Origin of the sequence: Streptomyces sp. CB02400 (genome assembly GCF_001905725.1) — a bacterium.
Taxonomy (GTDB): domain Bacteria; phylum Actinomycetota; class Actinomycetes; order Streptomycetales; family Streptomycetaceae; genus Streptomyces; species Streptomyces atrovirens.
This window is the reverse complement of record NZ_LIWB01000004.1, coordinates 22511-44038: the sequence shown is the minus strand read 5'-3', so window position 1 is coordinate 44038 and position 21528 is coordinate 22511. Positions and strand designations below refer to the sequence as shown.

General features: G+C 72.5%; 23 protein-coding genes and 1 riboswitch. Of the genes, 12 read left to right on the top strand and 11 right to left on the bottom strand.

The window, feature by feature from the left end; translation table 11 throughout:
- Position 1: 1 nt before the first annotated feature.
- Together AMK33_RS11120 and AMK33_RS11115 are read right to left on the bottom strand one after the other, a co-directional pair.
- Positions 2-481, bottom strand: coding sequence for a carboxymuconolactone decarboxylase family protein (locus tag AMK33_RS11120; protein WP_073932646.1), 480 nt, complete (start codon positions 479-481; stop codon positions 2-4).
- Entirely contained in the window at positions 478-978 is a 501-nt protein-coding gene (locus tag AMK33_RS11115; protein ID WP_073932645.1) for a carboxymuconolactone decarboxylase family protein, read from the bottom strand. Before AMK33_RS11115 ends, AMK33_RS11120 begins: the two co-directional genes overlap by 4 nt.
- A 46-nt stretch (positions 979-1024) precedes the next feature.
- Here AMK33_RS11115 and pdxR point away from each other — a divergent pair, with 46 nt between their 5' ends.
- From pdxR to AMK33_RS11095, 4 genes are all read left to right on the top strand, one after another.
- Positions 1025-2410: a MocR-like pyridoxine biosynthesis transcription factor PdxR gene (gene pdxR, locus AMK33_RS11110; RefSeq protein WP_073932644.1), complete on the top strand. Its 1386-nt coding sequence runs from the start codon at positions 1025-1027 to the stop codon at positions 2408-2410.
- A 156-nt stretch (positions 2411-2566) separates the two neighbouring features.
- On the top strand, positions 2567-2905 hold the full coding sequence (locus AMK33_RS11105; RefSeq protein ID WP_073932643.1) for a hypothetical protein: 339 nt from the start codon (positions 2567-2569) through the stop codon (positions 2903-2905).
- A gap of 6 nt (positions 2906-2911) precedes the next feature.
- A complete protein-coding gene (locus tag AMK33_RS11100) occupies positions 2912-4096 on the top strand; it encodes a glutathionylspermidine synthase family protein (RefSeq protein ID WP_073932642.1) in 1185 nt (394 codons plus the stop codon).
- A 177-nt stretch (positions 4097-4273) separates the two neighbouring features.
- Positions 4274-4375: riboswitch (ZMP/ZTP riboswitch) on the top strand.
- 29 nt (positions 4376-4404) lie between these two features.
- Entirely contained in the window at positions 4405-5850 is a 1446-nt protein-coding gene (locus tag AMK33_RS11095; protein ID WP_073932641.1) for a glycine hydroxymethyltransferase, read from the top strand.
- A 69-nt stretch (positions 5851-5919) separates the two neighbouring features.
- Here the strand turns inward: AMK33_RS11095 and AMK33_RS11090 are convergent, their stop codons facing one another.
- From AMK33_RS11090 to AMK33_RS11080, 3 genes are all read right to left on the bottom strand, one after another.
- The gene (locus AMK33_RS11090) at positions 5920-6630 is read right to left on the bottom strand and encodes a hypothetical protein (RefSeq protein WP_167748565.1); all 711 of its coding nucleotides are present in this window, start codon (positions 6628-6630) and stop codon (positions 5920-5922) included.
- A 152-nt stretch (positions 6631-6782) separates the two neighbouring features.
- Positions 6783-7652: a hypothetical protein gene (locus AMK33_RS11085; protein ID WP_073932639.1), complete on the bottom strand. Its 870-nt coding sequence runs from the start codon at positions 7650-7652 to the stop codon at positions 6783-6785.
- Entirely contained in the window at positions 7645-8205 is a 561-nt protein-coding gene (locus tag AMK33_RS11080) for an RNA polymerase sigma factor (protein WP_073932638.1), read from the bottom strand. Before AMK33_RS11080 ends, AMK33_RS11085 begins: the two co-directional genes overlap by 8 nt.
- A 152-nt stretch (positions 8206-8357) precedes the next feature.
- Between AMK33_RS11080 and trpS the strand changes: the two genes are divergently transcribed.
- Positions 8358-9350 carry a tryptophan--tRNA ligase gene (gene trpS / locus AMK33_RS11075; RefSeq protein WP_073932637.1) on the top strand — a complete coding sequence of 331 codons (993 nt, stop codon included), beginning with the start codon at positions 8358-8360 and terminating at the stop codon, positions 9348-9350.
- Positions 9351-9581: 231 nt separating this feature from the next.
- On the top strand, positions 9582-10160 hold the full coding sequence (locus AMK33_RS11070) for a 2'-5' RNA ligase family protein (RefSeq protein ID WP_073932636.1): 579 nt from the start codon (positions 9582-9584) through the stop codon (positions 10158-10160).
- Between the two features lie 18 nt (positions 10161-10178).
- Here AMK33_RS11070 and AMK33_RS11065 read toward each other — a convergent pair whose 3' ends face one another.
- Both AMK33_RS11065 and AMK33_RS11060 read right to left on the bottom strand, forming a co-directional pair.
- Complete coding sequence (locus AMK33_RS11065) at positions 10179-10934, bottom strand: decaprenylphospho-beta-D-erythro-pentofuranosid-2-ulose 2-reductase (protein WP_073932635.1); 756 nt, start codon at positions 10932-10934, stop codon at positions 10179-10181.
- A gap of 23 nt (positions 10935-10957) precedes the next feature.
- Positions 10958-12313 carry an FAD-binding oxidoreductase gene (locus AMK33_RS11060; protein WP_073932634.1) on the bottom strand — a complete coding sequence of 452 codons (1356 nt, stop codon included), beginning with the start codon at positions 12311-12313 and terminating at the stop codon, positions 10958-10960.
- A gap of 134 nt (positions 12314-12447) precedes the next feature.
- Here AMK33_RS11060 and AMK33_RS11055 point away from each other — a divergent pair, with 134 nt between their 5' ends.
- From AMK33_RS11055 to AMK33_RS11045, 3 genes are all read left to right on the top strand, one after another.
- Positions 12448-12990: a phosphatase PAP2 family protein gene (locus AMK33_RS11055; protein WP_073932633.1), complete on the top strand. Its 543-nt coding sequence runs from the start codon at positions 12448-12450 to the stop codon at positions 12988-12990.
- Positions 12987-13922 carry a decaprenyl-phosphate phosphoribosyltransferase gene (locus AMK33_RS11050; protein WP_073932632.1) on the top strand — a complete coding sequence of 312 codons (936 nt, stop codon included), beginning with the start codon at positions 12987-12989 and terminating at the stop codon, positions 13920-13922. Before AMK33_RS11055 ends, AMK33_RS11050 begins: the two co-directional genes overlap by 4 nt.
- 162 nt (positions 13923-14084) lie before the next feature.
- Entirely contained in the window at positions 14085-15002 is a 918-nt protein-coding gene (locus tag AMK33_RS11045) for a YihY/virulence factor BrkB family protein (protein WP_073932631.1), read from the top strand.
- Here AMK33_RS11045 and AMK33_RS11040 read toward each other — a convergent pair.
- Positions 14950-16239: a D-alanyl-D-alanine carboxypeptidase family protein gene (locus tag AMK33_RS11040; RefSeq protein ID WP_073932630.1), complete on the bottom strand. Its 1290-nt coding sequence runs from the start codon at positions 16237-16239 to the stop codon at positions 14950-14952. The genes AMK33_RS11045 and AMK33_RS11040 overlap by 53 nt on opposite strands.
- Positions 16240-16411: 172 nt before the next feature.
- On the opposite strand from AMK33_RS11040, the gene AMK33_RS11035 reads away from it, so the two are divergent.
- From AMK33_RS11035 to AMK33_RS11025, 3 genes are all read left to right on the top strand, one after another.
- Positions 16412-16660, top strand: a complete 249-nt coding sequence (locus AMK33_RS11035; RefSeq protein ID WP_030829790.1) for an SCO4848 family membrane protein — start codon at positions 16412-16414, stop codon at positions 16658-16660.
- Positions 16661-16684: 24 nt separating this feature from the next.
- On the top strand, positions 16685-18001 hold the full coding sequence (locus tag AMK33_RS11030; RefSeq protein ID WP_073932629.1) for a metallophosphoesterase: 1317 nt from the start codon (positions 16685-16687) through the stop codon (positions 17999-18001).
- Positions 18002-18209: 208 nt separating this feature from the next.
- Positions 18210-18731, top strand: coding sequence for a cysteine hydrolase family protein (locus tag AMK33_RS11025; RefSeq protein WP_079194815.1), 522 nt, complete (start codon positions 18210-18212; stop codon positions 18729-18731).
- On the opposite strand, the gene AMK33_RS11020 is transcribed toward AMK33_RS11025, so the two are convergent.
- From AMK33_RS11020 to AMK33_RS11010, 3 genes are all read right to left on the bottom strand, one after another.
- Entirely contained in the window at positions 18718-19107 is a 390-nt protein-coding gene (locus AMK33_RS11020) for a PPOX class F420-dependent oxidoreductase (RefSeq protein WP_073932627.1), read from the bottom strand. The genes AMK33_RS11025 and AMK33_RS11020 overlap by 14 nt on opposite strands.
- Positions 19108-19213: 106 nt before the next feature.
- The gene (locus AMK33_RS11015; RefSeq protein ID WP_235618046.1) at positions 19214-20683 is read right to left on the bottom strand and encodes a sensor histidine kinase; all 1470 of its coding nucleotides are present in this window, start codon (positions 20681-20683) and stop codon (positions 19214-19216) included.
- A 71-nt stretch (positions 20684-20754) separates the two neighbouring features.
- Entirely contained in the window at positions 20755-21444 is a 690-nt protein-coding gene (locus tag AMK33_RS11010; RefSeq protein WP_073932626.1) for a response regulator transcription factor, read from the bottom strand.
- Positions 21445-21528: the final 84 nt, after the last annotated feature.

Genomic DNA, 21528 nt, shown 5'->3' with positions numbered 1-21528 from the left:
CTCACCACTCGGTGGAGCCCGGCGGGATCCGGCGGCCGACCATCAGCCGGTTCCAGCTGTTGATGGCGGTGATCAGCGCGACGAGGTGGGCGAGCCGGGCGGCGTCGAAGTGCCCGGCCGCCCGCTCGTACACCTCGTCGGGCACGAAGCCTCCCCCGGACTTCGTCCGGGAGGTGCCCCCGGTCAGCACCGTGACCGCCTCGGTCAGCTCCAGCGCGGCCCGCTCCCGCGCGTCGAAGACGTCGTCCCCGGCCTCCTCCCAGGCATCCAGGAGATCGAGCTGCGCCTCGCGCACCGCCCCGTCCCTGCGGGCGAGGGCGAGGTGCATGTCGAGGCAGAACGCGCAGTGGTTGAGCTGCGAGGCACGGATCTGCACCAGCTCGGCCAGCCCGGGATCGCCGAGGCCCTTCTTGGCGGCGGCGCTCACCGCCCGCAGCGCGCTGCGGACACCGGCGTCGAGGTGGGTGGTACGAGCCGTCACCCGTGCTGTCCCGGCGTGTAGTGGCCCGGGGTCATCCGGCAGGTCACACCGAACCGGTTCCACGCGTTGATCACCGTGATCGCGGCGATGAGCTGCGCCAGCTCGGCCTCCTCGAACTGCTTGGCGGCCCGCTCGTACACCTCGTCCGGCACGAAGCCGTCCGTCAGCACGGTGACCGCCTCCGTCAGCTCGATCGCCGCGAGCTCCTTCTCCGTGTAGAAGTGCCGCGACTCCTCCCACGCGCCGAGCTGGATGATCCGCTCGACGCTCTCGCCCGCCGCGAGCGCGTCCTTGGTGTGCATGTCCAGGCAGAAGGCGCAGTGGTTGAGCTGGGAGGCGCGGATCTTCACCAGCTCGTACAGCTTGGCGTCGAGTCCCTTCTTGGCGGCGGAGTCCAGCCGGATCATCGCCTTGTAGACCTCGGGGGCGTGCCGGGCCCACTCCAGCCGGACGGGCAGTTCGGCGGCGTACTCGGTGTTCGTCTCAGCAGTGGTCATGCCTCGACCCTAGGAGCGAGGCAGCCCAGGAGTATGGTCCACTTCCATGGCAGAACGATGGGCCACTTTCGGCATCGACCTCCACCTCGAACCGACCGGGCCCGGCCTGCGCCGCGGCCTGACCGACGCACTCCGCGAGGCCGTCCGCACCGGCCGGCTCGCCCCCGGCACCCGGCTGCCCTCCTCCCGCTCCCTCGCCGCCGACCTGGGCATCGCCCGCAACACCGTCGCCGACGCCTACGCCGACCTGATCGCCGAGGGCTGGCTCACCGCCCGGCAGGGCTCCGGCACCCAGGTCGCCCCCCGCACGGTGCCCAGCCCGCCGATCCGCCCGCCCTCCCCTCGCCGAACCCCCGGCCGGCTTCCGTACGACCTCGTCCCGGGCACCCCCGACCTCGCCTCCTTCCCCCGCGCCGAGTGGCTCAAGGCCGCCCGCCGCGCCCTCGCCGCCGCCCCGCACGACGCCCTCGGCTACGGCGACCCGCGAGGCCGCCCCGAACTGCGCACGGCCCTCGCCGACTACCTGGCGCGCGTCCGGGGCGTACGCGCCGACCCCGAACGGACCGTCGTCTGCTCCGGTTTCGCCGACGGCCTCCGCCTCCTCTGCGAGGTCCTGCGCGCCCGCGGCGCCCGCACCCTCGCCGTGGAGTCCTACGGACTGGACGCCCACTGGGACCTGGCCGCCCGCGCCGGCCTGACCACCACCCCGCTCCCCTTCGACGCGCTCGGCACCCGCGCCCAGGACCCGGGCTCCGCCGACGCGGTCCTGCTCAGCCCGGCCCACCAGTTCCCCCTCGGCGGCGCCCTGCTGCCCGAGCGCCGCGCCGCCGTCGTCGACTGGGCGCGCCGCACCGGCGGACTGATCCTGGAGGACGACTACGACGGCGAGTTCCGCTACGACCGCCAGGCCGTCGGCGCGCTCCAGAACCTCGACCCCGACCACGTGGCCTACCTCGGCACCGCCAGCAAGTCCCTCGCGCCCGGCCTCCGCCTCGGCTGGATGGTCCTGCCCCCGTCCCTGCTCCCGGACGTCGTCGCCCACGGCGGCGGCCGCTCCGTGAGCGTCCTCGAACAGCTCACCCTCGCCGAGTTCCTCACCTCCGGTGCCTACGACCGCCACGTCCGCGCCGCCCGTCTGCGCTACCGCCGCCGCCGCGACTCCCTGGTCGAGTCCCTCGCCACCCGGGCGCCCGACGTCCGGATCACCGGCATCGCGGCCGGCCTGCACGCCGTCCTCCAACTCCCGCCCGGCACCGAACGGTCCGTGGTCCAGGCCGCCACCTGGCAGAACCTCGCCGTCCACGGCCTCTCCCGCTTCCGTCACCCCGCCACCGCCACCACGGCGGGCGACGCCCTGGTCGTCGGCTACGCCACCCCGCCGGACCACGCCTGGACCGGCACCCTGGACGCCCTGTGCCGGGCACTGCCCTGACGCATCAAGCCGGTATAACGCACCAAGAGTTACAAATGGACGGCGGGGGAGCGCTGCCGGCGGGGGGCTCCTGTGCGTGCCGTCCGGGCGGTCTCTAGGCTGTCCGCCGCGAGCCGGGAGAGGTGACCCGGGGGTATGCGAGGGGGAGTGAAGGGCATGGCGGAGACACGGCGGCGGCTGCGGTCCAGCACGGTGGTGCTCGGGGGAATGGGTGTGCTCGCGGCGGCGCTGTCGGCGTGCGGGTCGGACCCGGACCGGCGGTGCGTGGACCGGGACAGCTACGACTACATCAACGGCTACAAGGTCGTCGCCGACAAGAACTGCAAGTCCTCCGGAAGCACCTCCGCTTCGATCGGCAAGTCCCGCACCAACGCCGACTGGTACTACGACGCCGACGTCAGCAACGGCTACGCCGACTACGGCACCTTCAGCCGCAGCGAGGCCGTCGACCGGGGCGGCTTCGGCTGCTCGGGCTCCGGCAGCGGCGGCGGCTGACAGATCATGGAACGGCGTACGACCGAGCCCCGTCCCGGCTGGCAGGAGACCGTCGAGGAGCAGGGGCTCATCTATCCGCTCACCCGCTACCCGGACGGCTCCCTGCGCCCCTACTGGGACGAGAGCGCCTACTACGTCTTCAGCCTGGAGGAGATCGAGGCGCTGGAGGAGGTCGTCGAGGAACTGCACGGCATGTGCCTCGCCGCCGCCGAGCACATCGTCACCGCCGACCGCTTCGCCGACCTCGGCATCACCGACCCGCGCATCGCCCGCGTGGTCGCCGAGGCCTGGCACCGGCGCGCCGAACTCCCCTCCGTCTACGGCCGCTTCGACCTCCGCTACGACGGCACCGGCCCGGCGAAGCTCCTGGAGTACAACGCCGACACCCCCACCTCCCTGGTGGAGGCCGCCTCCCCCCAGTGGTTCTGGATGGAGGAACGCTTCCCCGGCGCCGACCAGTGGAACTCCCTCCACGAACGCCTCATCGACGCCTGGAGGAAACAGGCCCCCCTCCTCCCGCCGGGCAGCCCCCTGTACTTCGCCCACTCCTCCGCCGACGAACTAGGCGAGGACCTCATGACCGTCGCCTACCTCAAGGAGACCGCCGAACAGGCCGGCCTCGACACCGACTGGCTCTCCATGGAGGAGATCGGCTGGGACCGCCTCTCCGGCCGCTTCGTCGACAACGGGCTCCGGTTCATCCGCAGCATCTTCAAGCTGTACCCCTGGGAGTGGCTCACCACCGACCGCTTCGCCGACCACGTCCTCGACACCCTCGACAACGGCGGCGGCACCGGCACCACCCTGTGGATCGAACCCGCCTGGAAGATGCTCCTCAGCAACAAGGCCCTCCTGGCGATCCTCTGGGAGCTCTACCCCGGCCACCCCAACCTCCTCCCCGCCCACCTCGACGGCCCACGGGACCTGGCGGACACCACCGGCTGGGTCGCCAAGCCCCTCCTCGGCCGCGAGGGCGCCGGCGTGACCATCCACGAACCCGGCACCACCCCCACCCTCCGCGAGGAACCCTGCTGCTACCAGCAACTCGCCCCCCTCCCCACCTTCGACGGCAACCACGTCGTCCTGGGCACCTGGGTGGTGGAGAACGAGTCGGCGGGCCTGGGCATCCGCGAGTCGTCGGGCCTGGTGACGGACGGGTACGCCCGCTTCCTGCCACACGTGATCTTGTAAGCGGAGCTCACGGGGAGCGCCCCTGAAGGGGCGCGGGGCTGTGACATATGCGGCTCCGCCGCGTGGGCGCGACCAGCCCCCACGCACTCGCGGACAACCGCCGGCAGGAACCACGCAGACGCTGTCGCCCGCATGGTGGACGCCGGCGCCAATGCCAAGACGCCGCCCGCTAGGCTGGCACCGGGCCGTGACTGGCGCGCTGGGATGGGAGCAACCATCGGGAAGCGGCCCCGGACCCTTCGGGTCCGGAAACATGTGCCGTGCGCCTGGGCCGACCCGAACGCCGACCACAACGTCCGGAGGTCCCCATGTCAGCCGAGCCCACCCCCGCCTCCAAGGCCTACCGAGCCGCGCTCGACGTCATCCGCACCGTCGAGCCGCGCGTCGCCGACGCCATCGGCCAGGAGGTCGCCGACCAGCGCGAGATGCTCAAGCTGATCGCCTCCGAGAACTACGCCTCCCCGGCCACCCTCCTCGCGATGGGCAACTGGTTCAGCGACAAGTACGCCGAGGGCACCATCGGCCGCCGCTTCTACGCCGGCTGCCGCAACGTCGACGCCGTCGAGTCGCTCGCCGCCGAGCACGCCAAGGAGCTCTTCGGCGCCCGCCACGCCTACGTCCAGCCGCACTCCGGCATCGACGCCAACCTGGTCGCCTTCTGGTCCGTACTCGCCGACCGCGTCGAGGCCCCCTTCCTGGAGAAGACCGGCGCCCGCCAGGTCAACGACCTCTCCGAGGCCGACTGGGCCGAGCTGCGCCAGGCCTTCGGCAACCAGCGCATGCTCGGCATGTCCCTGGACGCCGGCGGCCACCTCACCCACGGCTTCCGCCCGAACATCTCCGGCAAGATGTTCGACCAGCGCTCCTACGGCACCGACCCGGCCACCGGTCTCATCGACTACGAGGCCCTGCGCACCTCGGCCCGCGAGTTCAAGCCGCTGATCATCGTCGCCGGCTACTCCGCCTACCCCCGTCTGGTGAACTTCCGGATCATGCGCGAGATCGCCGACGAGGTCGGCGCCACGCTCATGGTGGACATGGCGCACTTCGCCGGTCTCGTCGCCGGCAAGGTCCTCACCGGCGACTTCGACCCGGTCCCGCACGCCCAGATCGTCACCACCACCACCCACAAGTCGCTGCGCGGCCCGCGCGGCGGCATGGTGCTGTGCGACGACTCCCTCAAGGACCAGGTCGACCGCGGCTGCCCGATGGTCCTCGGCGGCCCGCTCCCGCACGTCATGGCAGCCAAGGCCGTCGCCCTCGCCGAGGCCCGGCAGCCCGCCTTCCAGGACTACGCCCAGCGCATCGTCGACAACTCCCGCGCCCTCGCCGAGGGCCTGATGCGCCGCGGCGCCACCCTGGTCACCGGCGGCACCGACAACCACCTCAACCTGATCGACGTCGCCACCTCCTACGGCCTCACCGGCCGCCAGGCCGAGGCCGCCCTGCTCGACTCGGGCATCGTCACCAACCGCAACGCCATCCCGGCCGACCCCAACGGTGCCTGGTACACCTCCGGCATCCGCATCGGCACCCCCGCGCTGACCACGCGCGGCCTGGGCACGGCGGAGATGGACGAGGTCGCGGGCCTGATCGACCGGGTCCTGACGACGACCGAGCCCGGCACCACCAAGTCCGGCGCCCCCTCCAAGGCCGCCCACGTCCTCGACGCGAAGGTCGCCGACGAGATCTCCCGCCGCGCCACCGACCTCGTCGCCGGCTTCCCGCTCTACCCGGAGATCGACCTCGGCTGAGGCGGCCCGGCCCCGCTCGACGCGCCCCGCGGCGGTCCGGTCATGTACCGGGCCGCCGCGCGCCCGTCATCAGGCGTCCAGCAGCTCCTGCCGTGGCCCCGGATCATCCTTCCGCCGGCGGATCGGCGGCCACCGCGTCACATACGGGCGCAGCACCAGGGCCAGCGCCGCTCCGGCCACCATCCCCGGTATCGCCCACCACCAGTCGGTGCCGTCGCCCGCACCCGACGCGGCCCGTGTCCGCGAATCCGCCGCCGTGTCCTGCTCCGCACCGGAGCCCGGTGTGCCGGATCCCGCGGTGGCGCCGGCGGTCTCGGTCTCCCAGGGCACCGGGTAGATGTCGGGGGCCGGGTCGGTCCCTGTCGTGTGGCCCATCACGCCCAGCCCGTACAGCAGCTTGTGCAGGTCGGACGGGTCCTCGGCGCGGTGCCAGACGCCGTTCGGCGTCTCCGGGAGTTTCGCCGCTGTGTGTATCCACACATCCTCCTCGATGCTCCCGAGGAAGACCCGGTCCACCCGCCAGGGCGTCACGTCGTGCAGCATCCACGACACGTTGATCAACCGGACCGAGGCCAGGTCGGCCTCCGGCGGCTTGTCCCGGGTGCCCTTGTCGGACGGGCCGAGCAGCCGCTCCAACTGTCCGTACTCCGCGTCGGAGTAGTACAGCGAGGCGGTCTCCTCGCTCCCCGGCGAGACCACCAGCACGCTCGTCGGCCCCCCGGCGGAGGCCGGCGCCGCTCCCCACACCATCAGGGCCAGCGCCGCTGTGAGCGCACCCATGCCCGCCGTCAGTTGTCGAATCCTGCCCTTCCACCCGCGCATCCGGACCCCCACTCGGCCGGTCGATCCCCCTGCGACCCGCCCACGAGCCGCCTGTCACTTCTGGTACACCGGCCGCCCCGCCGGGGTTCCCAGTCGGCGCACCACGAATTTCACGACGCGGGGACACCGGGCCACCGGCCCGCCTCCTCGACCGCCTCCGCGATCTCCAGTGCCCGCGCCTTCGACGCCACCCCTTCCAGCCGCAGCGTCACCCCCTCACCGGCTCCGCCGCCGTGCGGCCACAGCAGCGTCGGCCCCGCCGTGCGCTCCTCCCGGGTGAACCGGTGACCGTCCGTGTCCACCAGCCAGAAGCTCAACACGTGCGGCCGGGGGAACCACAGGACCGGCTCCGGTACCCCGTCCTCCTCGCCCAGCGACAGCCATTCCGGCTGCTCGCGCACGCTCTTGACGAAGGTGACGTCCAGGTGGGCCGGGAACTCGTCGAGACGGATCGTCCGCCCTTGCTCCCGCCAGCACAGACTCACCAGGAACCGCCCCCGCGGCAGCCCGCTCACCGTCACCGCGTCCGGAGCGCCCAGCGCCTTCGGCACCAGCGGCGCGAACCCGGCCCGCCGCTCCGCCTCGCCGAGCGACAGCGACCGCCCGCAGCCCGGCACCTCCGCGCCCGGGGAGGGCACCGCCGACGGGTCGTACCGCACCTCGACCCCGCCGAAGCCGAACCAGTCGGCCACCGCAGCCCGCACCGGAGGCGTCAGCGTCAGCACCGTCAGCAGACCGCACAGGGCCGCGACCAGCGACCGCCACCGCGCGCGCGTCCAGCTCCGGGCCGCCCGCAGCCGCGCGCCGGGGCCCGTCGGCCCGGCCGCCGGAACCGGCAGTTCCTCGGCGAGTATCCGCCCCAGCACCCGCTCGACCATCGACTCGGACTGCTCGGGCCCACCCGGCCCGTCCAGGGACCGGCCGAGGGCCCGCAGCTCCTCCCGCAGCCGCTCGGCCTCGCCGTCGTACCGCTCACTCACGCCTCTCACCCCCTCCCCGGGGCCGGAAGTCCGGCAGCAGGCGCTCCAGCTTGCGCAGGGCGCGGTTCAGCCGCGACTTCACCGTGCCCCGTGGCCAGCCCAGGGCCTGGGCGGTCTCCCGCTCGTCCATCTCGAGCAGATAGCGGTAGGTGACGACCAGACGGTGCTCCTCGCTCAGCTTCTCCAGGGCGGACACCAGCGCCCCGCGGCGCTCCGTCTCCAGCGTCGCGACCGCCGGGTCCGTCGACTCCGGTATCACCGGCTCCGCCTCCATGAACGCCGCCTCCCGGTCGGCGAGGCCGCTCCGGCGCACGGCGGCGCGCACTGTGTTCCTCGTCTCATTGGCCACGATCGACAGCAGCCACGGCCGGAACGCCATGCCGTCCCGGAACCGGCCCAGCGCGCAGTACGCCTTGACGAAGGCCTGCTGCACCACGTCCTCCGCGTCCGCCCCCGCCCCGAGCGCGGCGGCCGCCCTGAGCGCGATGCCCGTATGGGACCGCACCAGCTCCGCGTACGCCTCCGGCTCCCCGGCGCGTACGCGTGCGATCACCGCGGCCTCATCGACGATGCGGCCCCCCTCCCGCGTCCTCACGTCTTTGTTACACCGCCGGGGACGGATCGGTTCCCACCTGTTTCCGGTCCGTTCCGGACCGCTCCGCGAGACCTGAGAGAATGGTGGGCATGGCGACTGACCGACCCCGCGTGCTCTCCGGAATCCAGCCCACCGCAGGCTCGTTCCACCTCGGCAACTACCTCGGCGCCGTCCGCCAGTGGGTGGCCCTGCAGGAGACCCACGACGCGTTCTACATGGTCGTCGACCTGCACGCGATCACGGTCCCGCAGGACCCGAAGGAGCTGCGCGCCAACACCCGGCTGGCCGTCGCCCAGCTGCTGGCGGCCGGTCTCGACCCGGACCGCTGCACGCTCTTCGTGCAGAGCCACGTGCCCGAGCACGCCCAGCTCGCCTGGGTCATGAACTGCCTCACCGGCTTCGGCGAGGCATCCCGCATGACCCAGTTCAAGGACAAGTCCGCCAAGCAGGGCGCCGACCGCGCCTCCGTCGGCCTGTTCACGTACCCGGTCCTGCAGGTCGCGGACATCCTGCTCTACCAGGCCAACGAGGTGCCGGTGGGCGAGGACCAGCGCCAGCACATCGAGCTCACGCGCGACCTCGCCGACCGTTTCAACGGCCGGTTCGGCGAGACGTTCACGATGCCGAAGCCGTACATCCTCAAGGAGACGGCGAAGATCTACGACCTCCAGGACCCGACGGTCAAGATGAGCAAGTCGGCGTCCACGCCGAAGGGCCTCATCAACCTCCTGGACGAGCCGAAGGCCACCGCCAAGAAGGTGAAGAGCGCGGTCACCGACACCGACACGGTCATCCGCTACGACGTCGTGGAGAAGCCCGGTGTGAGCAATCTCCTCACGATCTACTCGACCCTCACCGGAGCGGACATCCCCGAACTGGAGGAGAAGTACGCCGGCAAGGGCTACGGTGCGCTCAAGACGGACCTCGCCGAGGTCATGGTCGAATTCGTGACCCCCTTCAAGGAGCGCACCCAGCAGTACCTGGACGACCCCGAGACGCTGGACTCGATCCTGGCCAAGGGCGCGGAGAAGGCGCGTGCCGTCGCCGCGGAGACCCTCTCCCAGGCGTACGACCGGGTCGGCTTCCTGCCCGCCAAGCACTGACCTGCCGAGTACCGACCCGCCGAGTACCGACCGCCGAGCACTGAACCGGCGCTGAACCGGCCCGCGGCGGCGATCCGTACCACCGCACAGCGCTGCACATCACTCCGGTTGCGCCTGCCCGCATCCGGGTCGTGGTCGTACAGTCGATAACCGGGTGACCGTTTCCGCGGTCATCCGGTGCTCACCGCAGCTTCACCGCCACGCTTCACCACCACAACGACAGGAGACGACGTGGGGACCGTAACGATCGGCGTGTCGATCGCGGTCCCGGAGCCTCACGGCAGCCGGCTTCAGCAGCTGCGCGCGGGTTTCGGCGACGCCGCGGCTCACGGTATCCCCACGCACGTCACCCTGCTGCCGCCGACCGAGATAGACGACGCCGACCTGCCGGCCGTCGAGGCGCATCTCGGCGAGGTCGCCGCGGCCGGCCGCCCGTTCCCGATGCGGCTGTCCGGCACCGGCACCTTCCGGCCGCTGTCGCCGGTGGTGTACGTGCGGGTCGTCGACGGCGGCGAGGCCTGCACCTGGCTGCAGAAGCAGGTCCGTGACGCCTCCGGCCCGGTCGCCCGCGAGCTGCAGTTCCCGTACCACCCGCACGTCACCGTGGCGCACGGCATCGAGGAGGCGGCCATGGACCGCGCCTTCGAGGAGCTCGCCGACTACGAGGCCGAGTGGCCCTGCACCGGCTTCGCGCTCTACGAGCAGGGCGCCGACGGGGTGTGGCGCAAGCTGCGCGAGTTCCCCTTCGGCACCGCGGTGGTGCCCCCGCAGTCCGGGAGCGTGGACCGGGGATCCGTCTCCGCCCACTGAACACCCCCGGCCCGGTGCTCAGACCGGCAGCCGGCGGAACACTCCGCGCGGCAGGTGCCGTAGCGCCGACATCACCATCCGCAGCGTGCCCGGCACCCACACGGTCTCCGCGCGGCGCCGCAGCCCCAGCTCGACGGCCGCCGCGACCGCCTCCGGCGTGGTGGCCAGCGGCGCCTCGGGGAGTCCGGCGGTCATCCGCGTACGGACGAATCCGGGGCGTACGACCATGACGTGCACCCCCGTGCCGTACAGCGCGTCGCCGAGGCCCTGGGCGAAGGCGTCCAGGCCGGCCTTGCTGGAGCCGTAGATGAAGTTCGCGCGGCGGGCCCGCTCGCCCGCGACGGAGGACAGCACCACCAGGGAGCCGTGGCCCTGCGCCTGGAGGGCGCTCGCGCACACCAGGCCCGCCGAGACCGCGCCGGTGTAGTTGGTCTGCGCGACCCGCACCGCGGCCTGGGGGTCCCGTTCGTCGTGGGCCTGGTCGCCCAGGGTGCCGAAGGCGAGCAGCACCATGTCGACGTCGCCCTCGGCGAAGACCTTGCCGAGCGTGTCCTCGTGGGCGGCCGGGTCGAGCGCGTCGAAGGCGACGGTGCGGACCTCGGCGCCGAGGCCGCGCAGCTTCTCGGCGGCCTCGTCCAGGCCGGAGGAGGGGCGGCCGGCCAGCCACACCGTGCGGGTGCGGCGGGCGATCAGCCGCCGCGCGGTGGCCAGCGCGATCTCGGACGTGCCGCCGAGGACGAGCAGGGACTGGGGGAGGCCGAAGGCGTCCTTCATGACAGCTCCTAGCTGGATGTGGCCTAGAGGTGGAGGCGGCGGGCCAGGTCGGAGACGAACACCCCGCGCGGGTCCAGTGCGGCGCGCAGTGCGCGGAAGTCGTCCAGGCGGGGGTACATGGCCGCGAGCAGCTCCGGGCGCAGCCGGGAGTCCTTGGCGAGGTAGACGCGCCCGCCGGCGCCGACGACCTCCTCGTCGAGTTCGTCGAGGAAGCCGCCGAGGCCGGGCAGCGAGGCCGGGATGTCCAGGGCCAGGGTCCAACCGGGCACCGGGAAGGAGAGCCAGCCCGGGTCGGCCTCCCCGAACCGCTTGAGGACGGCGAGGAAGGACGGGCAGCGGCGCTCGGAGATCCGGCGCACGATCCGGCGCAGGGCGTCCTCCCGGCCGTGCCCGACGACGAACTGGTACTGCACGAAGCCGCCCCGGCCGTAGACCCGGTTCCAGTGCGGTACGCCGTCCAGGGGGTGGAAGAACGCGGGGATCCGCTGGAGCCGTCCCATCCGCGCGCGGGGCGCCTTGCGGTACCAGAGCTCGTTGAACAGCCCCACGGTGGTGCGGCTGAGCAGGCCCTCGGGGACGAAGGAGGGGGCGGCCGGGAGGCGGGAGGTGCGGAAGGAAAGGGGCTCCCCGCGCGCGCGTGCGTTCCGGGGCAGCGCGTCCAGGGGGGCGTGGTCGCCGCGCGTGAGCACCGCGCGGCCGGTGGCGGCGCCGCGGGCCAGCAGATCGATCCAGGCGACCGAGTAGCGGTAGCGGTGGTCGGTGTCGGCGAGGCGGGCCATCAGGTCGTCGAGGTCGTTCGCGCGCTCGGTGTCGACGGACATCAGCGAGGTCTCGACCGGCTGGAGCCGGATCGTCGCGGTGAGGATCACCCCGGTCAGGCCCATGCCGCCCGCGGTCGCCTCGAACAGCGGCGTGCCCGGCACGACCGTACGGACCCGACCGTCGGCGGTGAGCAGCTCCAGGGAGAGCACATGGCGGGAGAAGGAGCCGGAGACGTGGTGGTTCTTGCCGTGGATGTCGGCGCCGACCGCCCCGCCGACGGTCACGTAGCGCGTGCCGGGAGTGACCGGCACGAACCAGCCGAGCGGCAGCAGCACCTCCATCAGCCGGTGCAGGGAGACGCCCGCGTCGCACAGCACGGTGCCGCCGTCGGCGTCGATCGCGTGCACGCGGTCCAGGCCCGTCATGTCGAGCACGGCACCGCCCGCGTTCTGCGCCGCGTCCCCGTACGCCCGTCCCAGCCCCCGCGCGATGCCTCCGCGGGCCCCGCACTCCCGTACGGCCCGGGCGGCCTCCTCGTACGTCCGTGGGCGGATCAGCCGGGCGGCGGTGGGAGCGGTTCGGCCCCATCCCGTGACGGGAACGGTCTCGGCAGGCATGACGGTGACCGTATCGCCCTTATGTGACTGGTTGGTTTTGAAACGTCATCCCCGTCCCTGAAACGGGTGATTAATGGGATGTCGCTCCCTGGTGACGGGAATTCCGGCCCGCCGGGCGTGAACAGTGAGTCCTCATGGACGAGCTCCACGACTCCCACGACTTCCCCCGCCCCCGCGGTCTCCACGGCATGGACCACCGGATCGTCTCGGCGCTCAGAGCGTGCGGCGCGGACCCGCGCGTGGCCGGTGCCGCGCGGGCGCTGTCCCTGGCGGGGGAGCACGGGGCGGTGTGGCTCGTGGCGGGGCTCGCCGGAGCCGTCGTGGACCGTCCCCGGCGCGGCGCCTGGCTGCGCGGCACCGCGCTCACCGCGGGCGCCCACGCCGCCGGTTCGGTCGTGAAACGGGTCGTGCGCCGTCCGCGCCCCGCGCACGTCGAACCCCTGGTCGGCACGGTCGGCCGGCACTCCTTCCCCAGCGCGCACGCCACCTCCGCGGCGGCCGCCGCCGTCGCCTTCGGCGCGCTGGGCGCCCGCGCGGTGCCCCCGCTCGCCGCCGCCGTCTGCGTGTCCCGCCTGGTGGCCGGCGTCCACTACCCGTCGGACGTGGCGGCCGGCGCCGTCCTCGGCGCGCTCACGGCCCGCCTGGGCGCCCGCTGGATGACGGGAGGCCCCGCGTGACCCTCCTGCGCGAGCGCTCCGGCCGACGGCAGACCGCACCGCCCGACAGGGGCGGCCTCCTCAAGGGCCTGCTGCTGACCGCGCGGCCCAAGCAGTGGGTCAAGAACGTCCTGGTGATCGCCGCCCCGGCCGCCGCCGGCGAACTGTTCTCCGTCCGCGCCCTGACCCGGCTCGCCCTGGTCTTCGTCCTGTTCACCGCCTGCGCCGCCGCCGTCTACCTCGTCAACGACGCGCGCGACGCGGACGCCGACCGCGCCCACCCCGTCAAGTGCCGCCGCCCGGTCGCCGCCGGGCAGGTCCCCGTGCCGGTCGCCTACGCCGCCGGGATCGCCCTCGGCGTCCTCGCGCCCGCCGTCGCGGTCCGGTTGTGCCCCCCGGAGGCCGCCGCGCTGCTGACCGCCTACCTCGCCGTGCAACTGGCGTACTGCGTCAGCCTCAAGCACGTCCTCGTCGTCGACCTCGTCGTCGTCACCACCGGCTTCGTGATGCGCGCGGTGATCGGCGGCCTCGCCCTCGGCATCCCCCTGTCCCGCTGGTTCCTCATCACCACCGGGTTCGGCGCACTGTTCATGGTCGCCGCCAAGCGCTACTCCGAAGCCGTGCAGATGACCGGGAAAGCGGGCGCCACGCGCGCGTTGCTCACCGAGTACACCACCGGCTACCTCCGCTTCGTCTGGCAGCTCGCCGCCGGCGTCGCCGTCCTCGGCTACTGCCTGTGGGCCCTGGAGGAGGGCGGCGTGCCGCACACCAGCGTGCTGCCCTGGCGGCAGCTTTCCGTGGTCGCCTTCGTCCTCGCCGTCCTCCGCTACGCCGTCTTCGCCGACCGCGGGGCCGCCGGCGAACCCGAGGACGTGGTGCTGGGCGACCGCGCGCTCGCCGTCATCGGCCTGGTCTGGGCGGCGATGTACGCCCTGGCGGTGGCCGACTGGTGAGGGACCGGCCGGTGAGGAACCATCCGGTGAGGGACCGACCGGTGAGGAACCATCCGGTGAGAGACCGACCGGTGCGGAACCGTCCGCTCCGCCACCGGTCACGGAGGTCCGGTTCCGGGGTACCAGGACATGGGTCTTCCGCGATGGGGGCAGAGTCGGATCATGGACTGGCTGAAAAGGCTTCCGGTCGTCGGGCCGTGGATGGCCCGGCTGATGCTCACGCACGCGTGGCGGTCGTACGAGCGTCTGGACCGGGTGCACTGGGCGCGACTGGCCGCCGCGATGACCTTCAGGAGTTTCGTCGCGCTCTTCCCGCTGCTCACCGTGGCCGCCGCGATCGGCGCAGCCACGCTCAGCCAGGACCAGCGGGACACCCTCCAGGACAAGATCACCGACCAGGTGCCCGGCATCTCCGACCAGCTGGACATCGGGGACCTGGTGGAGAACGCCGGCACCGTCGGACTCATCGCCGGTGCCGTGCTGCTGTTCACCGGCATCAGCTGGGCCGGTTCCATGCGCGAATGTCTCCGCGCGGTGTGGGAGCTGCCCGACGAGGAGGAGAACCCCCTCCTGCGCAAGGGCAAGGACCTGGGCATCCTCGTCGGCCTGGGCGGCGCGGTCCTGATCACCCTGGGCGCCTCCACCGTCGCCTCCGCGATGGTCGGCCGGATCAGCGACGCCATCGGGCTGGAGAAGGGCGGCTGGGGCGGGATCGTCCTGCACATCGCCGCGTTCGCCGTCGCCGTCGGCGCCGACTTCCTGCTCCTGCTGTACGTCCTCACCCTGCTGCCCGGCGTCGAACCCACCCGGCACCGTCTGATCGTCGCCGCACTCACCGGCGCGGTCGGCTTCGAACTGCTGAAGCTGCTGCTCAGCGGCTATATGCAGGGCGTGGCCACGAAGAGCATGTACGGCGCGTTCGGCGTCCCGGTGGCCCTGCTGCTGTGGATCAACTTCACCTCGAAACTGGTCCTGTTCTGCGCCGCCTGGACGGCGACGCGGAGCAAGCGGGACGAGGTTCCCGGGGTCACGGACGCGAGCGGCGACGCACCAGGTCCGGCAGCGGCCAGCGCCGGTTGACCAGGAAGGCGCCGCCCGCGAGCAGCACGACCACTCCGCCGGCGATGCCCAGCGCGACCCCGATGCCGTCGGTGCCGCCGCCCGGCGCGGCACTCGCCACCGGCTTCGAACCGGCCGCGACGGCACCGTCCCCGGTGCCCCCGGCCTCACCCGGGGAGGCGGACGGGCCCGGCTGGGGGCTGGCCTGCGTCGCGCTCCTCGGCCCCACCAGCTCACCCACCGGCTCGACCTTGCCGACCGCCTTGAAACCCCAGTCGAAGAGCTTCGCGGTCTCCTTGTAGACCTCGTTGCTCGCGTTCTTCTGCGGGTTCATCACGGTGACCAGCAGCACCTTGCCGTTCCGCTCGGCGACACCGGTGAAGGTGGCGCCGGCGTTGGTGGTGTTGCCGTTCTTCACACCGGCTATGCCCTGGTAGACCGGCACGTCGGTGTCACCGGCCAGCAGCCGGTTGGTGTTCTGGATCTCGAAGGACCCGCGGACCTTCTTGCCCTTCTTGTTCTTCTTCGTCTCGCCGGGGAACTGCGCCCTGACCGTCGAGGCGTACTCCCGGAAGTCCTTCTTCTGCAGCCCGGAACGGGCGATCAGCGTCAGGTCGTACGCGGACGACACCTGCTTCGGGGCGTCGTAGCCGTCGGGGCTGACCACGTACGTGTCGAGCGCCTGGAGCTCCTCGGCGTGCGCGTTCATCTCCTTGACGGTGTTCTCGACGCCGCCGTTCATCGCCGACAGCACGTGCACCGCGTCGTTGCCGGAGCGGAGGAAGACACCCAGCCACAGGTCGTGCACGGTGTACGTCTCGTCCTCCTTGACGCCGACCATGCTGGAACCGGAGCCGATGCCGGCCAGGTCGGACGGCTCGACCTTGTGCTCCGTGGTCCTCGGCCACTTCGGCAGCAGCGTGTCGGCGAACAGCATCTTCAGCGTGCTCGCCGGGGCCAGCCGCCAGTGCGCGTTGTGCGCGGCGAGCACCTCGCCCGACTCGGCGTCGGCGACGATCCAGGAGCGGGCCGACAGCTCCTTCGGCAGCACCGGCACCCCGCTCGCGAGGTTGACCTGCGTCCCCGCCTGGCCGAGCCGGGCGCCGCCCACCTTGGACATGTTCGCCGGGGGTGTGGCCGACGGACTCGTCGACGGCTCGGGGGCCGCGAGCGCGACGGGCGCGGTCAGCGCGGTGGACAGCAGGACGGCGGAGGCGACCAGCAGCGATCGCCGGACGGTGTTCTTGGGTGCGGGCACGACCGGAAACGTACATGCCATACCTGACGAAGTCCCGGGCAGGTCCCCACCCCGGGCAAGGATCCGGACACCGCCCGGTGATACTGGACTCATGCCGTGCTCTTCCGGGGGACAACCCCCGGACCCCCGGCCGACCGAGGGTGCCCGGCGCTGTGAGGAAAGGTCTCTTCTGGTGAAGCTCAGCCGCCCCGTCTCCTGGTTCCTGCTCGCCTTCGGGGTGTGGAGCTGGGTCATCTGGGTCACTTTCGTCAAGAACCTGGTCAAGGACAGCAGCGGACTCGCGTTCGAGGACGGGCACCCGACGGCGTACTTCTTCGTTCACCTGACGCTCGCCGTCGTCTCCTTCGTACTGGGGACGGTCATCGGGGGCATCGGGTTGCGCGGACTGCGCGCACTGAGCCGGACGTCACGGACGTCCTGACCGGGAACAGGGGAACCGCACCTCGTGGTCATCGTCTTCGTACTCATCGCGCTGCTGGTCGTGGCCGTCCTGGTGACGGGCAACTGGTATGTGTGGCGGCGCCTGTTCCGGGACACCACGGAGGGCCCGGGCGCGGTGCGCCGCGCGGGCGCCGTGGTGATCGCCGGCGGCTGGGCGCTGACCGTCGGCGCCCTCGTCGCCGAGCGTGCCGGCGCCCCGTTCTGGCTCCAGCAGGTCCTGGCCTGGCCCGGCTTCCTGTGGCTGGCCCTGGCCCTGTACCTGCTGCTGGCGGTGCTCGCGGGCGAACTGGTACGGCCGGTGCTGCGGCGGATCCTGGAGCGGCGGGCGAGGGCGCGGGAGTCGGAGGCGGCGGCACCCATATCCGCGCGGCCGGAGCCGATAGCGGCCGGGCAGGGCGCGGGGCGCGGTGCTGGTGGTGGGACGGACGGCGAGGCGGACGGGGGCGACCCGGCGGCCGACGGCGCCGTCTCCGGCCCGCAGGAGACGCTTGCCGCCCCCTCCCGGCGGCTGTTCGTCTCCCGTGTCGTCGGCGGGGCAGCCGCCGCGGCGGCCGTGGGGACCGTCGGCTACGGGACGTACGGCGTGCTGCGCGGTCCGCGCGTGAAGCGGGTCACCGTGCCGCTCGCCAAGCTTCCCCGCGCGGCGCACGGTTACCGCATCGCGGTGGTCAGCGACATCCACCTCGGGCCGGTGCTCGGGCGGGGCTTCGCGCAGAAGGTCGTCGACACGGTCAACTCGACCCAGCCGGATCTGATCGCGGTCGTCGGCGACCTGGTGGACGGGAGCGTGAAGGACCTCGGCCCGGCCGCGGCTCCCCTGGCGCAGCTGAGGGCACGTCACGGGTCGTTCTTCGTCACCGGCAACCACGAGTACTTCTCCGGTGCCGAGCAGTGGGTCGAGGAGGTGCGGCGGCTCGGGCTGAACCCGCTGGAGAACGCCCGCACGGAGCTGCCGCACTTCGATCTGGCGGGGGTCAACGACGTGGCCGGTGAGGACGAGGGGCAGGGCCCGGACTACGCGAAGGCGCTCGGGGACCGGGATCGGGGGCGGGCGTGCGTGTTGCTCGCACACCAGCCGGTGCAGATCCATGATGCCGTCGACCATGGTGTCGACCTTCAGCTGTCCGGGCACACCCACGGGGGGCAGCTGTTTCCCGGCAACCTCGTGGCCGGTCTGGCCAACCCCACGCTGGCGGGGCTCGATCGGTACGGGGACACCCAGTTGTACGTCAGCCGGGGGGCCGGTGCGTGGGGGCCGCCTACGCGGGTGGGGGCGCCGTCGGACGTCACGGTGATCGAGCTGGCCTCCAGGCAGGCCTGACGGTGCGTTGGGGTGGGCCGGGGGCGGGTTCTGCTCACCCGCGCTTGCGGGGTGCCGCTGCGCCCACCCGTGCCGCCCCAGCGGCACGACTGCCCGCAGTGGGGGGAAAGGGGCGCCGCTGTGCCCACCCGTGCCGTCCTGGGGCACCTCCCAGGCCTTTAAGGCACTGGGGGAGGCACGATTGCCCGCAGTGGGGGAGGGGGAGCCGATGAGTCACGTTCGTACAGCGCTCGTGCTGGTTGATCTGCAGCGGTGGATCGTCGACATGGCGTGGGAGCCGGTCGGCGGGGACGTCGTCGTCGAGGCGTGCGGGCGGCTGCGTGACCGTTTCCCGACGGTCGTCCTGGTCCGGCACGTGCGTGCCGACGGGGCGGACGGCGGGCCGGACGCCGTACCCAATCGGCTCGTGCCCGGCTGTGCGCCGCGCCCCGGCGACCACCTCGTGACCAAGCACGGCCTCGACGCCTTCGAGGGCACCGGGCTGGACGACGTACTGCGCCGCGAAGGGGTCACCGGGATCGTGGTCGCCGGGCTGTCCACCGCGCACGGCGTCGCCGCGACGGCCGCGACCGCGCTGCGGCTGGGCTACGGCGTCGTCGCGGCCGAGGACGCCACCGCGAGCCCCGACGAGGCACAGCACCGTGAGGCCCTCGACCGGCTGACCGCGCTCGGCGCACGCACCGCCCGGGTCGCGGACCTCACGGCCACGTCGTCCGTCACTGACAGCTGACCGCCGTCGGCCTGACCACGTACACGATCCGGTGCTCGGCGTCCGCCGGCGGGCCGTCCAGCTTCTTGCCGTACCGCTCGGCGAGTTGTGTGAAGAACTCGGCCGAGGAGTCGTCGTCGATCCGCACCACCTCGCCGCGGATCTCCAGGTAGCGGTAGGGCTGTTCGGGGTCGCTGACGGACACCGCGACCATCGGGTTGGCCGTGATGTTCTTGTACTTGTGGCGGACCGTGGTGTTGGTGAAGCGGATGTACTCGCCGTCCCAGGAGAACCACATGGGGTTCACCTGCGGGCCGCCGGCCGGGCGGATCGTGGCGAGGTGGCCGAAGAGCGGCCGTTCCAGCAGATCCCGGTGGCTTTCCGGAATGAGACTCATGCCGTGGGTGCCTGCGCTTTCTTCTCCGGTCGGTCGTGCCCGTACTGCGTGGGCGTCCCTGCTGGTGCGCCACGGTACGCACGCCGGACGCGTGTCCGGGAGGCTTTCAGCCGGACGAGGAAACCGGCCGCCCGGCTTGGTCCTCCGACGGCCTTCCCCGACCGGACGGCACCCGTGCGGGCGCCTCGTCGGGTTCCGGGCACGTTCCCGGCCGGGCCGGCAGTGTCACCGTCACCGCCAGCCCCTCGCCCGGCGCCGTCCGTACCGCCACCTCACCCCCGTGCGCCCGCACCACGCCCTGCACGATCGCCATGCCGAGACCGCTCCCCGCGCCCCCGCCCGCGCGGAAGAAGCGGTCGAAGACGCGCGCCGCGTCCTCCGCCGCGAGGCCCGGCCCGTCGTCCGCCACGGACAGCCGCACCACCCCGTCCGCGCGGACCACCCCGAGCCGTACCGCGACGTCCGCCGGAGTGTGCGTCCGTACATTGCCCAGCAGGTTGCCCAGGACCTGCCGCAGCCCCGACTCGTCCGCGCGCACCAGCACCGCACCGTCCGCGTCCACGGTCACCGCCCGCTCCGGCTGCTGCACCCGCAGGTCCTCCGCCGCGTCCCGCACCAGCCGGCACACGTCCACGTTCCGCAGCCGCAGTTCGGGACGCTGGTCGAGGCGGGCCAGCACCAGCAGTTCGTCGACGAGTCGCCCCATGCGGTCGGACTCGGCCAGCATCCTGTCCCAGGCCCGCCTGCGCTCCGTCGGCTCCCGCAGCATCCCCCGGTCGTAGAGCTGGAGGTAGCCGCGTATCGCGGCCAGCGGCGTCCGCAGCTCGTGCGAGGCGTCCGCGACGAACCGCCGGAGCTGGGCCGCGCTGCGCTCGCGCGTGCGGTACGCCGACTCCACCTGCTGGAGCATCGAGTTGAGGGCGAGCCGCAACTGCTCCACCTCCAGGATCGTCTCCCGGCTGGAGGGCACGCGCCGGGTCAGATCACCCTCCGCGATCGCCGACGAGGTCTCCACCATGTCCTCCAGCGGCCGCATCCGCCGCCGCACGCTGAACATGGTCAGACAGGCCAGCAGCAGCAACAGCAGCGTCCCTATGGCCAGGTCGAACTTGACCGCCTTGGTGACACCGTCGTGCACCGCCTCGGTGGAGCCGGCGATCAGGATGTACGTGCCGTCCGCGAGCCGGGTGGCGGTGACGCGGTAGGCGGCGCCGCGCACGGTGACGTCGTGCGGCTCCGGGTCCTGGAACAGGGTGCGCGCGTCGCCCACGGTGTCCACCAGGTCGCGCTGGGCCTTCGTCGGTTCGAAACCGAGGATGCCGACGGGCTCGCCCCGGCCGTCCACGGCGGCGAAGATCGAGTCCGGGTCGTCCTCCCGGTTCCAGTCCGGATCCACCCGGTCGCGGAAGAAGCTCAGCACGTTCAGCGAGTCGATCTGCCGCAGCGTCAGCTCCGAGCCGCCCAGCGACTCACGGGTCCGGGTCAGCTCCGTGTCGATCTGGTCCAGCAGGTAGTAGCGCATGCCCATCACGCTCACCGCGGTGGCCGCCACGATGCCGAGGGCCAGCAGCACCACGTTGGCCAGGGTCAGTGCGCCGCGGAGTGAGTGAATACCCCGTCGGGGGCCCGGTTTCCGGATCGGGAGCCTCACGTCAGGCCGTACCCGACCCCGCGCCGGGTGGTGATCACCGGCGGGCCCAGGGCGTCGAGTTTGCGCCGCAGATAGCTGATGTAGGTCTCGACGACGGTCGACTCGGCCGGGGTGTGCTCGTACTGCCAGACGTGGCGCAGCAGTTGCTCCTTGGGCACGATCCGGCCGCCGTTGCGCACCAGGAAGCGCAGCAGCGCGTACTCGGTGGGGGTGAGCTCGACCGAGCGGCCCGCGCGGCGCACCGAGTACGTCGTCTCGTCCAGCTCCAGGTCGCCGTGGCGCAGCGGCGCCCGCTGCGGGAGCACGTCGGCGGGGCGGGTGCGGCGCAGTACGGCGGTGACCCGGGCGACGACCTCGTCGATGTTGAACGGCTTGGTGATGTAGTCGTCGCCGAAGCCGAGCGCGCCGACGACCTCGGCGGGCGCGTCCCGCGCGGTGAGGAACACCAGCGCCAGCTCCGGCCGCCGGGACCGCAGTTCACGGCCCAGGGCGCGGCCGTCGCCGTCCGGCAGCATCACGTCGAGCAGGGCGCAGTCGGGGCGGGTGTGCTCGGTCAGCGCGAGCGCCTCGCGGACCGTGCCCGCGGTCATGACCTCGAAGCGGTGGTAGCGCAGGGCGATGGCGAGGACGTCCGCGATGCTCTCCTCGTCCTCCACGACCAGCACGGTGCCGGGAGCTGTCGTCATGCCCCCAGTATCGGCAAAACCCCCGCCGGTCGTACCGGTGTTCGCTTTGGAGTTCCTTGAGAGTCCCGCCCGAGTCGTGTCCCC